The sequence below is a fragment of the Pseudomonas sp. LBUM1664 genome (assembly GCF_059695895.1).
In genome coordinates this window covers 718259-731910 of record NZ_CP166791.1, presented here as the reverse complement: position 1 = coordinate 731910, position 13652 = coordinate 718259, and the positions used below count along the sequence as shown (strand labels likewise).

The following is a 13652-nucleotide window of genomic DNA, read 5'->3' as shown; positions in this document are numbered from 1 at the left end:
ATCAGCGCTTGAACGCCTTCACTTCAGCTTCACGCAGACGCGGGGCCAGCTTGTCGAGCACGCCGTTGACGAACTTGTGGCCATCGGTGGAACCGAAGACTTTCGCCAACTCGATCCCTTCGTTGATCACCACGCGGTACGGTACGTCGACGCGCTGCATCAGCTCCCAGGTGGACAGGCGCAAAACCGCCAGCTCAACCGGGTCCAGCTCTTCGATGGTCAGGTCCAGGCAAGGTGCCAGGGCGATGTCGATCTCGGTCTTGTGCGCAGGAACCCCGTGCAGGATCTCGCGGAAATACGCGCCATCAACATCGCTGAAATCGTTATCGACCCGAAATTGGGCTTCGATCTCGTTCAACGACTGCTTGGCCATGTGCCATTGATACAGCGCCTGGGTCGCGAGCTGACGGGCTTCGCGGCGCTTGACGCTTTTCGAAGGCTTGCCGGCATCGGCAGGCTTGGGATCGCGCGGGTTGAAACGATCGCTTTCGTCGCTAATCACTTGGCCTCCAACTGCGCCAGCAGGCTAACCATTTCCAGGGCGGACAGGGCAGCTTCGGCACCTTTGTTACCGGCCTTGGTGCCGGAACGTTCGATGGCTTGCTCGATGGAATCAACGGTCAGCACGCCGAAGGCGACCGGCACACCGAACTCCATGGACACCTGGGCCAAGCCCTTGGTGCATTCGCCAGCCACGTATTCGAAGTGCGGAGTACCGCCACGAATGACCGCGCCCAAGGCGATGATCGCTGCATATTCGCCTTTTTGAGCGACTTTTTGCGCAACCAGCGGAATTTCGAAGGCGCCAGGCGCACGGATGATGGTGATGTCGCTTTCGCTCACGCCATGGCGAACCAGGGCATCGACCGCACCGCCGACCAGGCTCTCAACCACGAAGCTGTTGAAACGGCCTACTACCAGAGCGTAGCGGCCTTTAGGGGCGATGAAGGTACCTTCGATGGTCTTCAGGGTCATTCGTCAGATCTCTTAAAGAGCCGGAGCGCGTTCGATACGCGCTCCTTAGTGGTATTAGCAATATTAGCGAATACAGCGCCGGAAAAACCGGGTGATTATTCGGAGGGCACGTATTCTACAACTTCCAGATCGAAACCGGATATCGCATTAAACTTCATCGGTGCGCTCATCAGGCGCATTTTGCGCACGCCCAGGTCACGCAGGATCTGCGAACCGGCGCCGACCGTGCTGTAAGTGGTCGGTTTTTTCAGCGGCAACTGCTGCTCGCCGGTTTCGCGAATGTGCGCCAACAGCACGTCGCCATCGAGCGGGTGCCCGAGCAGCAACACCACGCCACTGCCGGCCTCGGCCACGGCGGCCATGGCGGCCCGCAGGCTCCAGCGGCCAGGTTGCTTGACCATCAGCAGGTCGCGCAGCGGGTCCATGTTGTGCACGCGCACCAGGGTCGGTTCTTCAGCGCACACGGTGCCCAGGGTCAATGCCATGTGCACGTCGCCTTCCACCGAATCGCGGTAGGTCACCAGGTTGAAATGGCCCAGTTCGCTGTCCAGCGGCTGCTCGGAGATCCGCTGAACGGTACGTTCGTGGATCATCCGATAGTGAATCAGGTCGGCGATGGTGCCGATCTTGATGTTGTGTTCGGCGGCGAAGGCTTCCAGTTCCGCGCGACGCGACATGGTGCCATCGTCGTTCATCACTTCGCAGATCACACCGCTGGGCTCGAAACCCGCCATGCGCGCCAGGTCGCACGCCGCCTCGGTGTGGCCGGCGCGGGCCAGGGTGCCGCCGGCCTGGGCCATCAGCGGGAAGATATGGCCGGGGCTGACAATGTCTTCAGCCTTGGCATCTTTCGCGGCGGCGGCCTGCACGGTGCGCGCACGGTCAGCGGCGGAGATACCGGTGGTCACGCCTTCGGCGGCCTCAATGGACACGGTGAACTTGGTGCCGAAGCCGGAGCCGTTGCGCGGCGCCATCAGCGGCAGCCTCAGCAGCTCGCAGCGCTCGCGGCTCATCGGCATGCAGATCAAGCCACGGGCGTGCTTGGCCATGAAGTTGATGTGTTCGGCCTTGCAGCACTCGGCAGCCATGATCAGGTCGCCTTCGTTCTCGCGGTCTTCGTCATCCATGAGGATGACCATCTTGCCTTGGCGGATGTCTTCAACCAGCTCTTCGATGCTATTGAGCGCCACGCGGCACCCCCTTGGGTCAGGATTTGAGGTAGCCGTTGGCGGCCAGAAAGCTTTCAGTAATGTTACCGGCGGCCGGCTCTGCGGCTTTGTTGCCCAGCAGCAGGCGCTCCAGGTAACGGGCCAGCAGGTCGACTTCCAGGTTTACCCGGCGACCTGGCTGATACGAGGCCATGATGGTTTCGCTCAAAGTGTGCGGAATGATCGTCAACAAAAACTCGGCACCATCCACCGCGTTGACCGTCAGGCTGGTGCCATCGACGGTGATCGAGCCTTTATGGGCGATGTACTTGGCCAGTTCTTTCGGGGCGCGGATGCGAAATTCCACGGCCCGGGCGTTATCGGTGCGCGAGACCACTTCGCCGACGCCGTCGACATGCCCGCTGACCAGGTGCCCACCCAAGCGGGTGGTGGGGGTCAGGGCCTTTTCCAGGTTGACCGGGCTGCCGCTCTTGAGATCGTTCATCGCGGTGCAATCAAGGGTTTCGCGGCTGACATCCGCCAGAAAACCATTGCCCGGCAGTTCGACGGCGGTCAGGCACACGCCGTTCACGGCGATGCTGTCACCCAGTTTGACGTCGCTCAGGTCGAGCTTGCCGGTTTCGACGTAGACCCGAACGTCGCCGCCCTTGGGGGTGAGTGCACGGATGCTGCCGATGGATTCGATGATGCCGGTAAACATGGAGTCCTCCTCGAGAACGGGCCGCCGCTTAGCGAGAGCCGGGAATTATACGCGGGCCAGAACGGGAACGGCGATGACTCGCCAGTCATCGCCCACGGCGCGAATTTCGGTGATTTTGAGTTCCGGGGCGTCTTTGATCTGCGCCAGCGGCCAGTCCAGCAACGGCCGCGCCGAAGAGCCCAGGAACTTGCCGGCGATAAAAATCTGGAATTCGTCCACCAGCCCTTGCCGGGCGAACGCGCCCGCCAGGCGCGGGCCGGCTTCCACCAGTACCTCATTGACGCCACGGGCTGCCAGCTCAACCAGCAGGCGACGCAGATCGACCTGGCCGTCTTCGCCCGCCACGATCATGCATTCGGGACCGTTGGCGTACTGTTCTTCCACCGCCATGCAGGTAGCGACCAGCGCCGGGCCGGCCTTGAAAAATGCTGCGTCCAGCGGCACACGCAGACGTCCGTCCACCAACACCCGCAGCGGCGGGCGGCTCATGACCAGCGCGGTCTGCTGCGCATCCAGCCCGAGTTCATCGGCGCGCACCGTCAGGCGGGCATTGTCGGCCAGCACCGTATCGGCGCCGGTCAGCACCACGCTGGCCTGGGCCCGCAGACGCTGTACCGCCGAGCGCGCGGCGGTGCCTGTGATCCACTGGCTTTCGCCGCTTTCCATGGCCGTGCGGCCATCCAGACTCATGGCGAGTTTGACCCGAACAAACGGCAGGCCGTGCTCCATGCGCTTGAGAAAACCCTGGTTGAGCGTGCGCGCTTCGCCTTCGAGCACGCCGCTTTCAGTGGCGATACCCGCCTGGGCCAGCCGTTGCAAGCCGCGACCGGCGACTTCCGGGTTCGGGTCCTGCATCGCTGCCACCACCCGTGCTACGCCGGCGTTGACCAGCGCATCGGCGCAGGGCGGTGTACGTCCGTGGTGGCTGCAAGGTTCGAGGGTCACGTAGGCCGTAGCCCCTCGGGCCAGCTCACCGGCGGCGCGCAGGGCATGGACTTCGGCATGGGGTTCGCCAGCACGGATGTGCCAGCCTTCGCCAACAACCTGCCCATCACGCACAATCACGCAGCCGACGCGAGGATTGGGGTGGGTGGTGTAGTGGCCGCGCCGCGCCAGTTCCAGGGCGCGGGCCATGTAATGGGCGTCGAGGACGGCCTGCTGCGCCGAGGTGGTCATTCTTTCACCGGTTCGCGGGCCAGGCGGTCGATTTCTTCGCGGAACTCGTTCAGGTCCTGGAAGCGGCGGTACACCGAGGCGAAACGGATGTAGGCGACTTCATCGAGCTTCTGCAGCTCGGCCATCACCAGCTCACCGACCACCAGGGATTTGACCTCGCGCTCGCCGGTCGCCCGCAACTTGTGCTTGATGTGCACCAGTGCGGCTTCCAGGCGCTCGACGCTCACCGGACGCTTTTCCAGGGCGCGCTGCATGCCGGCGCGCAGTTTTTCTTCGTCGAACGGCTGACGGCTGCCGTCGGTTTTGATCAGGCGCGGCAACACCAGCTCAGCGGTCTCGAACGTCGTGAAACGTTCACCGCAGGCCAGGCATTCGCGCCGGCGACGGACCTGTTCGCCTTCGGCGACCAGTCGCGAATCGATGACTTTGGTGTCGTTGGCACCGCAGAAGGGACAGTGCATGGTGGCAGGCAACAAAAAAAGGGAGGGCCATGGTAGCGCATCCCACTGGCAAGACAAGCCATAGGGTTTACGGTATACAGACGGGCTTACCGTCAGATCCACGGAATTCACCATTTGCTGGAGCCACACATGCCGCTACGTTCGCTCATTTTGCTCAGTTGCTTCAGCCTGCTGATGGCGTGCAGCAGCGACGCCCCCAAGCCCGCCGCACCTGCTCCCGCACAGACCCCTGCGCCAAAGCAGGCCCAGGAAAAAGCCCGCCAGGCGGCCGAACTGGGGCCATTGCCCGCTTATCAGCGGGAATTGAGCGGCACCTTGCAAGGCGTACCGGCCGGGGCCGAGGTCGAACTGGCGTTGCTGGTGATCGATGACCAGGACCGTCCGCAGCAGTTGCTAGCCAGTTCCAGCCTGATCGGCAACAACCTGGCCCTGCCCTTTCGCCTGCGCTTCAACCCCGAAGCCTTCCCGGTCGGCGCCCGCGTGGAACTGCGCGGCCGCGCCAGCCAGTCCGGTCAACTGATCCTGCACTTGCCGGAACAACGCATCACCCAACCGACCACCCAGGCGCTGGGATCGTTGCAATTCGTAAAAGCGCCATGAGTGCACCGCAAGACCTGCAACAGGCGTTGAGTGAATTGCTTGGAGACGCACACCTGGTGGCCTGCCCGCTGCCAGGCACTGACCTGAAACTGTGGCTGATCGACGGCGACAACATGGACCGTGCCTTCAGCCCGGAAGAAACCCGGCGCATCCTCCATGAGCCACCTTACTGGAGCTTCTGCTGGGCCAGCGGCCTGGCGATGGCGCGCTACCTGGCCGAACACCCGCAGTGGGTCGAGGGCAAGCGGGTGCTGGATTTCGGCGCCGGCTCCGGCGTGGCGGGCATCGCGGCAGTCAAGGCCGGGGCGGTGGAAGTGGTGGCCTGCGACCTGGATCCGCTGGCAATTGCTGCGTGCCGGGCCAATGCGTTGCTCAATGGTGTAGCGCTGAGTTATTCGACGGACTTCTTCGCCGAGGCCGATCGCTTCGACCTGATCCTGGTCGCCGACGTGCTCTACGACCGAGCCAACCTGCCACTGCTGGACCAATTCCTCAGCCGCGGCCGCGAAGCCCTGGTGGCCGATTCCCGGGTGCGGGATTTCCAGCATCCGCTCTACCGGCGCATCGAAATGCTCCAAGCCATGACCCTGCCGGATCTGGCCGAGCCTGAAGAGTTTCGGCATGTGAGCCTGTACCACGCGCGGCGTTAGCCTCAAGGGCATCGCGAGCGGGCTCGCTCCCACAATTGTTTTGTGGCGTACTCAAACACTGTGACCTGAACAAATCCCCTGTGGTAGCGAGCCTGCTCGCGATATCGGCCTATCAGGCACCACAAGGCCCCGCTTTCAGCCACCCCCACCAAGCCGTATAGTTGCCCCATTCAAGCGTTTTACGAGACTCCCCATGACCCAGGACACGCCATACATCTTCGACGCCACCACCGCCGATTTCGATCAGTCGGTGATCGCCAACTCTTTCCACAAACCGGTGCTGGTGGATTTCTGGGCCGAGTGGTGTGCACCGTGCAAAGCGCTGATGCCGATGCTGCAAACCATTGCCGAGAGTTACCAGGGCGAATTGCTGCTGGCCAAGGTGGACTGCGACATCGAGCAGGACATCGTCGCTCGCTTCGGCATCCGCAGTTTGCCCACCGTGGTGCTGTTCAAGGACGGCCAGCCCGTTGACGGGTTCGCCGGCGCCCAGCCGGAGTCGGCGGTGCGGGCGATGCTCGAACCCCACGTGCAGATGCCGCCTCCGGCCGCCGCCGACCCGTTCGAACAGGCTCAAGCGCTGTTCGACGACGGTCGTTTCGCCGACGCCGAAGCCCTGCTCAAGGTGTTGCTGGGCGAAGACAACACCAACGCCAAGGCCCTGATCCTGTATGCCCGCTGCCTGACCGAACGCGGCGAGCTGGACGAAGCGCAGACCGTGCTCGACGCGGTGAAAAGCGATGAGCACAAGGCCGCGCTGGCCGGCGCCAAGGCGCAGATCCAATTCCTCGGCCTGGCCAAGCATCTGCCCGACGCCGCCGACCTCAAGGCCCGTCTGGCGAAAGACCCGCTAGACGATGAAGCGGTGTATCAACTGGCGATCCAGCAACTGGCGCGTCAACAGTACGAAACGGCCCTCGACGCGCTGCTCAAGCTGTTCATCCGCAACCGCAGCTACAGCGAAGGCCTGCCCCACAAGACGCTGCTGCAAGTGTTCGAACTGCTGGGCAACGATCATCCACTGGTGACGACCTATCGTCGCAAGCTGTTCGCGGCGTTGTACTGACTAACACCACGCATCTGTAAGAGCTGCCGAAGGCTGCGATCTTTTGATCTTTCGCTTGAGACTCAAGCGTCAGGGGTAAAGATCGCAGCCTCGCTTCGCTCGACAGCTCCTACGGGCTTTCGTGCCAGCTGTAGAGCGGTGTGTCGCCACCGCTGATGACTTTTACATCCGGGCTATGGCGCAAGCGCACCAACAGGCGCTTGCCCGCCGACGCACTGCCGGTCAGACCTTCGAGCTGTTCCAGCAGGTCCGGCCCGCTCAATTGCCCGGCCTTGTGCAGCAACTCCTTGGCGATCTGCCACAAGGCATCGTCCTGGTTGGCCGGCTTGGCCGCAGGCGCTGCCATGCCATCGGGCTTGACCGCTTGCAACTGCGCGCCGAGCTGCGCCCAGTCGCCCTCATCCATTTCGATCGACAAGTCCACCGGCCAATCGCCGACGGTTCCGCGTATCCGCAACATCACCGTGCTCCTGAATATTTCATCTGCGCATGCTCCCATGGGCCTTGCGCGACGCCAAGCAGACGGTCAAACTCTCCGCACTTTCGTTATAAGATTACATAACAGAATATTCACGTTATCGGAGACTTGTCATGCGCCGTCTGCTTCTTGCCCTGCCGTTCGCCCTGCTGCCATTGGCTGTCGCTCACGCGGCTGTCGAGCATGATCATGACCATGAGCACGGCAGCCTCGGCGCCCATGAACACGGCGTCGGCCGACTGAACGCTGCATTGGACGGCCAGACCCTGGAGCTGGAACTGCAAAGCCCGGCGATGAATCTGGTGGGCTTCGAACACGCCGCCACCAGCGACGCCGACAAGGCCAAGGTTGCCGCGGTACGAGCACAACTGGAAAAACCGCTGGCACTGTTCAACTTGCCGGCCGCCGCCAAATGCAGCGTGGCCCAGCAAGACCTGGAGAGCCCGCTGTTCGGTGATGAGCCCGACCACGAAGACACTGACGAAGACGCCGATGGCGACGAACACCACGAGCACAGTGAAATCCATGCCAGCTACCAGTTCACCTGCGCCGCGCCTGGCGCCTTGACGAACCTGGACCTGGCGACACTGTTCAAAACCTTCCCGGCCACCCTGAAGATTCAGGTACAACTGATCAGCCCAAGCGGCCAGCAAGGCGTGGAAATCATGGCCAACGCGCCAACCCTGAAATTCTGATTCACTGCAAACCCCATGTGGGGCGGGCTTGGTGGGAGCAAAGCTTGCTCCCACAGATATTCCACAGGTGTTGCATTACCTTGAAACCACAAACATGACCCAAGCACTCATCGAACTGTCCGACCTGGGCTTCAGTTGGCCCGGGCATCCGCCGTTGCTGGATATCCCGGCGTTTCGCCTGGAGGCCGGCGAGACGCTGTTTCTAAAGGGCCCCAGCGGCAGTGGCAAAACTACGCTGCTAGGGCTTTTGGGCGGTGTGCAAACGCCGGATCGCGGCAGCATCCGCCTGCTCGGCCAAGAGCTCACCGAACTGGGCGCAGGCAGTCGCGACCGCTTTCGCGTGGACCACACCGGCTACATCTTCCAGCAATTCAATTTGCTGCCGTTTCTCTCGGTGCGCGAGAACGTTGAACTGCCCTGCCACTTTTCCAAGCTGCGTGCGCAACGGGCCATCCAGCGCCACGGCAGCGTCGATCAAGCCGCCACCACGTTGCTGGCCCACTTGGGGCTGACCGATCCGAACCTGCTGGAACGCCGCGCCGACTCGCTTTCCATCGGCCAGCAGCAACGGGTTGCCGCCGCCCGGGCGTTGATCGGCCAACCCGAACTGGTGATCGCCGACGAACCGACTTCGGCCCTGGACTACGACGCCCGGGAAAATTTCCTGCGGCTGTTGTTCGCTGAATGCCGTGAGGCCGGATCAAGCCTGCTGTTCGTCAGCCACGACCAGAGCCTGGCGCCGCTGTTCGACCGCAACCTCTCGCTGGCCGATCTCAATCGCGCCGCCACGCCCATCGAGGTCTGAGATGTATTTGTTCCGTCTAGCCATGGCCAGCCTGGCGAACCGCCGTTTCACCGCAATCCTCACCGCTTTCGCCATCGCCCTGTCGGTCTGCCTGCTGCTGGCGGTCGAGCGGGTGCGCACCGAAGCGCGGGCCAGCTTCGCCAGCACCATCAGCGGTACCGACCTGATCGTCGGCGCCCGCTCAGGTTCGGTGAATCTGCTGCTGTACTCGGTGTTTCGCATCGGCAACGCCACCAACAACATCCGCTGGGACAGCTTCGAACACTTCGCCAGCAACCCGAAAGTGAAGTGGGCGATCCCCATGTCCCTTGGTGATTCCCATCGCGGCTATCGGGTGATGGGCACCACCGAGGCCTACTTCGAGCATTACCAGTACGGCCGCCAACAACACCTGGCGCTGGCCGATGGCCGAGCCTTCGCCACCGATCCATTCGAAGTGGTGCTCGGCGCCGAAGTGGCCCAAGCGCTGCACTACAAGCTTGGCGACAAACTGGTGCTGGCCCACGGCGTGGCGGCGATCAGCCTGGTCAAGCATGACGACAAGCCCTTTACCGTGGTCGGTATTCTCAAGCGCACCGGCACCCCGGTAGACCGCACGCTGCACATCAGCCTCGGCGGCATGGAAGCGATCCACATCGACTGGAAGAACGGCGCGCCAGCCCAGGGCAATGCCCGCATCAGCGCCGACCAGGCCCGCAACATGGACCTCACACCCCAAGCGATCACCGCGTTCATGCTTGGCCTCAACAGCAAGATTTCCACTTTTGCCTTGCAGCGCGAGATCAATGAATTCCGTGGCGAACCCCTGCTGGCGATCCTCCCCGGCGTGGCATTACAGGAATTGTGGAGCCTGATGGGCACGGCGGAAAAAGCCTTGTTCGTGATTTCGCTGTTCGTGGTGCTGACCGGGCTGATCGGCATGCTCACGGCGATCCTCACCAGCCTCAACGAGCGCCGGCGGGAGATGGCGATCCTGCGTTCGGTGGGTGCGCGACCGTGGCACATCGCGACCCTGCTGGTGCTCGAAGCCTTCGCCCTGGCGCTGGCCGGAGTGACCGGCGGGCTGGTCTTGTTGTACATCGGCATCGCTGCCGCCCAGGGTTACGTGCAGTCAGCCTATGGTTTGTATCTGCCACTGGCCTGGCCGAGCGAATATGAATGGACGCTCATGGCTGGCATCCTGATCGCCGCCCTGCTGATGGGCAGCGTGCCGGCCTGGCGCGCCTATCGCCAATCGCTGGCCGACGGCCTGTCGATCCGTTTATGAGGACATTCAAAATGCCCCGCGCGCTGCTTGTGCTGTTGATGATGGTCGCCCTGCCGCTGTGGGCGGCCGAGCCGAGGGACCTGGCCTGGTCGGAGATGATCCCGCCGGACGCGCCGCCGGAAGTGCCGAACATGACCCCGCTGCACGACCTGTCGAAGATGAGCGATGCCCTGGCTGCCGAATCCGCGCCGGCGGCCAAGCAGGACTTGCCCAACGCGCCGGTGGTCAAGTCCCTCGACGGCCAGCAGATTCGTTTGCCGGGCTACATCGTGCCGCTGGAAGTCAGTGAGCAAGGCCGTACCACGGACTTTTTACTGGTGCCGTATTTCGGCGCCTGCATCCACGTGCCGCCACCGCCATCCAACCAGATCGTGCATGTGAAAAGCGAAGTCGGGGTGAAACTCGACGAGTTGTACCAACCTTACTGGGTGGAAGGGCCGATGCAGGTCAAACCGTCCACCAGTGAACTGGCCGATGCCGGGTATCAGATGGAGGCGCAGAAGATTTATGTGTATGAACTGCCGGAGTGAATCCGGGGGTGATGTGTTGCCGATAGCCATCGCGAGCAGGCTCGCTCCCACATTAGATTGGCGGTGAACACAAATTTTGGACCCGGCACGCCCCCCTGTGGGAGCGAGCCTGCTCGCGAAGGGGCCCTCAAGGACTCCTCATCACCGTTTCATTGAGCTGCGTCAAAAGATCCCTCCAGACGCGTTCGTACCATGGGACATACATTTCAATATCCCCTGGAGCCCCCATGAACAAGTCCTTGCTCAGCGCTTCCCTCATTGCGCTCGCGCTCGCCGCCCCACTCGCCCAAGCCCACACTACCGGCGACATTATCGTTCGCGCCGGTGCCATCACCGTCAATCCGGGCGACGACAGTTCCAGCGTCAAGGTCGACCGCGGCCCACTGGCCGGTACCAACTTGGGCGGCAAGGCGACCGTTGGCAGCGACACGCAGCTAGGCCTGAACTTTGCCTACATGCTTACCGACAACCTGGCCATCGAACTGCTGGCGGCCTCGCCGTTCGAACACGACGTGAAAGTCAAAGGCACCTCCCTGGGCGCGGCCAACAACAAACTCGGCACGATCAAGGAACTGCCGCCGACCCTGAGCCTGGTCTACTACCCGCTCAACGCCAAGTCGGCTTTCCAGCCTTACGTCGGTGCCGGTATCAACTACACTTGGATCTACGACGAACACGTCAGCAGCGAAGCCGCCGCCAACGGTTTCAGCAACTTCCGGGCGAGCAACAGCTGGGGCCTGGCGGGGGAAGTGGGTGCCGACTACATGTTGACCGAGCACATCATGATCAACGGCCAGATTCGCTACATCGACATCAATACCACCGCTTATGTCGACAACAACGCCGTGGCCAGCGGTACCCGGGTCAAAGTGGATGTCGATGTAGACCCATGGGTCTACATGGTGGGCGTGGGTTACAAGTTTTAACCTCTGCGCAATGGCAAGGTGACAACACACCCAGCGGCGATGCGATCGTTCCTACGCTCTGCGTGGGAACGATCAAATGAAAAAGGCGCCCCTGAGGCGCCTTTTTCGTGGCAGCTGGAAACTCAGCGCCCCAACAACCGCGCCAGCCCCACGCTCATCGGTGTTTGCTGTGGAAAGCTGAAGCGTTCCAACAGGCGACGATTGTTGGCCCGCGAATGGCGGATGTCGCCGGAGCGTGCCGGGCCGTAGCTGATCGGCGGCAAATCCCCCACCACCACCGCCAGCGCCTGGAGCATCTGCTTGAGGGTCGTGGCCTGGTTCCAACCGACGTTCACCGCCCCCACGTCCACTTCGGGCTTTTCGATGGCCTGCACCAGCAAGTCCACCAGATCTTCGACGTAGACAAAATCCCGAGTCTGCTCGCCGTCGCCGAACACGGTGATCGGCAGGCCTTTGTGCGCCCGCTCGCTAAAGATGCTGATGACCCCGGAATACGGTGAAGACGGATCCTGGCGCGGGCCGTAAATGTTGAAGAAGCGGAACACCACCGGCTCCAGATCATGCTGGCGGCGATAGAAATCAAAGTAGAACTCGCTGGCCAGTTTGTCCGAGGCGTACGGCGTGAGCGGAGCCTTGGGGGTTTCTTCGTCGATGGACTGGCCTTCGCCGTTGTTGCCGTAGACCGCGGCGCTGGAGGCGAACAGCACCCGTTTCACACCGGTCTGACGCATGGCTTCGCAGACATTCAGGGTGCCGATGAAATTGCTCTGGTGAGTACGCACCGGGTCATCCACCGAGGCTTGCACCGAGGCCACCGCAGCCAAGTGCGCCACGGCGCTGCAACCGGCCATGGCCCGGGCAACCAGGGCCGCATCGGCCACGTCGCCTTCGATCAGTTCAACGGCGGGGTTGTCCAGCGGCAGGTTGCTGCGCTTGCCGGTGGATAGGTCATCGAGGATGCGTACCGAATGCCCCTTGGCGAGCAACGCGTCGGTCAGGTGCGAACCAATGAAACCAGCGCCGCCGGTGATTAAAACAGGGCCTTCAGCCATGGCGATAAAACCTATCCAGTAAGCCCGGGAGTGCCGCGCGCCAGGCGCGGGGCTTGATTCCGAAAGTGTGCAGAATTTTCTTGCAGGCCAGCACCGCGTGCTGCGGTTCTTCCGCTGCGTCCGGCCTTGCGGCGTGAGCCTGGGGGGTGGGCGATTCGATTGCCAGAGGATGCAGGGCGCGGGCTTCGGTGAGAATCGCCTGGCCCAGCGCCAACGGCGTGGTCGCCTCGTGACCGGCGTAATGATAGGTGCCCCACAGCGGCGCCGCGCAATCGAGTTGCTTGAGCACCGAGATGATCACCCGCGCCGCGTCGTCCACTGGTGTCGGATTGCCCCGACGGTCGTCGGCCAAAAGCAGCTCTTCGGGCAGTTCGGCCCGGCCCAGGAAACGCCCCAGAATGCCGTCGGCGCTGTCGTCCAGCAGCCAGCCGAAACGCAGCAGCACATGTTGCGGGCATGTGGCGCGCACGCTTTGCTCGATCCGCCACAACGCCTGGCCGCGCAGGCCCAAAGGCACCGGTTCGTCCTTTTCGCTGTAGGCGGTGGCGCGAGAACCGTCGAACACGCGATAGCTCGACGGTTGCAGCAAAACAATATTGTGGTGCTGGCACAGCTCGGCAAGGCGCTCGACCGCGCGCTCCTGGCTGGCCAGGCGCTGCTCGCTGACGGCCTCGGCCTGAAACCAGTCGAAGTAGTACGCCAGGTTGATCAAGGCGTCCGGCCGGGTGTCGTCGAGCAGTTGAGTCAGGCTCGCGGCATCCCAGCCGTCTTCGGGGGGGCGGGGGGCAAGAAAACCGATGTCTTCTTCCGCACCGAGGCGAATCAGCGCCTGCCCAAGGGCATTTCCGCCGCCCAGTAACATAAGGCGCATTCGCATAAAGTCAGCAGGCCCAGTCTGTTGGCACAAGAATTTGGTCGATAACGCCCGCAGGCGTTACCGGAATCGTTGCATTTTGCGGGTTTAGTGCGCAACCGTCATCCGTAAAGTGCAGATCTGGTATTTGTGTAAGGTTCACAGGCCCCATCGCGAGCAGGCTCGCTCCCACAGTTGACCGAGTTTCTTCAGAAGGAATACGGTCGAATGTGGGAGCGAGCCTGCTCG

At 62.6% G+C, this 13652-nt stretch carries 17 protein-coding genes; 8 read left to right on the top strand and 9 right to left on the bottom strand.

The window, feature by feature from the left end; translation table 11 throughout:
* Position 1: 1 nt before the first annotated feature.
* From nusB to nrdR, 6 genes are all read right to left on the bottom strand, one after another.
* A complete protein-coding gene (gene nusB / locus ACA047_RS03435) occupies positions 2-502 on the bottom strand; it encodes a transcription antitermination factor NusB (protein WP_047229742.1) in 501 nt (166 codons plus the stop codon).
* Positions 499-975, bottom strand: a complete 477-nt coding sequence (gene ribH, locus ACA047_RS03430) for a 6,7-dimethyl-8-ribityllumazine synthase (RefSeq protein WP_003206025.1) — start codon at positions 973-975, stop codon at positions 499-501. Before ribH ends, nusB begins: the two co-directional genes overlap by 4 nt.
* A 95-nt stretch (positions 976-1070) precedes the next feature.
* Positions 1071-2165, bottom strand: coding sequence for a bifunctional 3,4-dihydroxy-2-butanone-4-phosphate synthase/GTP cyclohydrolase II (ribBA, locus tag ACA047_RS03425; RefSeq protein ID WP_497356689.1), 1095 nt, complete (start codon positions 2163-2165; stop codon positions 1071-1073).
* A 16-nt stretch (positions 2166-2181) separates the two neighbouring features.
* Positions 2182-2844 carry a riboflavin synthase gene (locus tag ACA047_RS03420; protein WP_497356687.1) on the bottom strand — a complete coding sequence of 221 codons (663 nt, stop codon included), beginning with the start codon at positions 2842-2844 and terminating at the stop codon, positions 2182-2184.
* 45 nt (positions 2845-2889) lie between these two features.
* Positions 2890-4020 (bottom strand): bifunctional diaminohydroxyphosphoribosylaminopyrimidine deaminase/5-amino-6-(5-phosphoribosylamino)uracil reductase RibD, encoded by a 1131-nt coding sequence (gene ribD, locus ACA047_RS03415; protein WP_497356685.1) that lies wholly within the window; start codon positions 4018-4020, stop codon positions 2890-2892.
* On the bottom strand, positions 4017-4481 hold the full coding sequence (gene nrdR / locus ACA047_RS03410) for a transcriptional regulator NrdR (protein ID WP_013694316.1): 465 nt from the start codon (positions 4479-4481) through the stop codon (positions 4017-4019). The genes ribD and nrdR overlap by 4 nt, the downstream gene beginning before the upstream one ends.
* A 129-nt stretch (positions 4482-4610) precedes the next feature.
* Here nrdR and ACA047_RS03405 point away from each other — a divergent pair, with 129 nt between their 5' ends.
* From ACA047_RS03405 to trxA, 3 genes are all read left to right on the top strand, one after another.
* Entirely contained in the window at positions 4611-5081 is a 471-nt protein-coding gene (locus ACA047_RS03405; RefSeq protein WP_497356682.1) for a YbaY family lipoprotein, read from the top strand.
* Positions 5078-5731, top strand: a complete 654-nt coding sequence (locus tag ACA047_RS03400) for a class I SAM-dependent methyltransferase (RefSeq protein WP_497356680.1) — start codon at positions 5078-5080, stop codon at positions 5729-5731. The genes ACA047_RS03405 and ACA047_RS03400 overlap by 4 nt, the downstream gene beginning before the upstream one ends.
* Positions 5732-5924: 193 nt before the next feature.
* Positions 5925-6797 (top strand): thioredoxin, encoded by an 873-nt coding sequence (gene trxA, locus ACA047_RS03395; protein WP_497356678.1) that lies wholly within the window; start codon positions 5925-5927, stop codon positions 6795-6797.
* 109 nt (positions 6798-6906) lie between these two features.
* Here the strand turns inward: trxA and ACA047_RS03390 are convergent, their stop codons facing one another.
* On the bottom strand, positions 6907-7257 hold the full coding sequence (locus ACA047_RS03390; RefSeq protein ID WP_497356676.1) for a hypothetical protein: 351 nt from the start codon (positions 7255-7257) through the stop codon (positions 6907-6909).
* Between the two features lie 131 nt (positions 7258-7388).
* Between ACA047_RS03390 and ACA047_RS03385 the strand changes: the two genes are divergently transcribed.
* The 5 genes from ACA047_RS03385 (at position 7389) to ACA047_RS03365 (ending at position 11498) form a co-directional block, all read left to right on the top strand.
* The gene (locus ACA047_RS03385) at positions 7389-7970 is read left to right on the top strand and encodes a DUF2796 domain-containing protein (protein ID WP_497356674.1); all 582 of its coding nucleotides are present in this window, start codon (positions 7389-7391) and stop codon (positions 7968-7970) included.
* Positions 7971-8064: 94 nt separating this feature from the next.
* Positions 8065-8775 carry an ABC transporter ATP-binding protein gene (locus ACA047_RS03380; RefSeq protein ID WP_497356672.1) on the top strand — a complete coding sequence of 237 codons (711 nt, stop codon included), beginning with the start codon at positions 8065-8067 and terminating at the stop codon, positions 8773-8775.
* 1 nt (position 8776) lies between these two features.
* A complete protein-coding gene (locus ACA047_RS03375) occupies positions 8777-10042 on the top strand; it encodes an ABC transporter permease (protein WP_497356670.1) in 1266 nt (421 codons plus the stop codon).
* 11 nt (positions 10043-10053) lie between these two features.
* Complete coding sequence (locus ACA047_RS03370) at positions 10054-10572, top strand: DUF3299 domain-containing protein (RefSeq protein WP_497356668.1); 519 nt, start codon at positions 10054-10056, stop codon at positions 10570-10572.
* Positions 10573-10799: 227 nt separating this feature from the next.
* Complete coding sequence (locus ACA047_RS03365) at positions 10800-11498, top strand: OmpW/AlkL family protein (protein WP_497356666.1); 699 nt, start codon at positions 10800-10802, stop codon at positions 11496-11498.
* A 122-nt stretch (positions 11499-11620) separates the two neighbouring features.
* Here ACA047_RS03365 and pgnE read toward each other — a convergent pair whose 3' ends face one another.
* Together pgnE and ACA047_RS03355 are read right to left on the bottom strand one after the other, a co-directional pair.
* A complete protein-coding gene (gene pgnE, locus ACA047_RS03360; RefSeq protein WP_497356664.1) occupies positions 11621-12550 on the bottom strand; it encodes a UDP-N-acetylglucosamine epimerase PgnE in 930 nt (309 codons plus the stop codon).
* Positions 12543-13427, bottom strand: a complete 885-nt coding sequence (locus ACA047_RS03355) for a sugar nucleotide-binding protein (protein ID WP_497356662.1) — start codon at positions 13425-13427, stop codon at positions 12543-12545. The genes pgnE and ACA047_RS03355 overlap by 8 nt, the downstream gene beginning before the upstream one ends.
* Between the last annotated feature and the right edge of the window lie 225 nt (positions 13428-13652).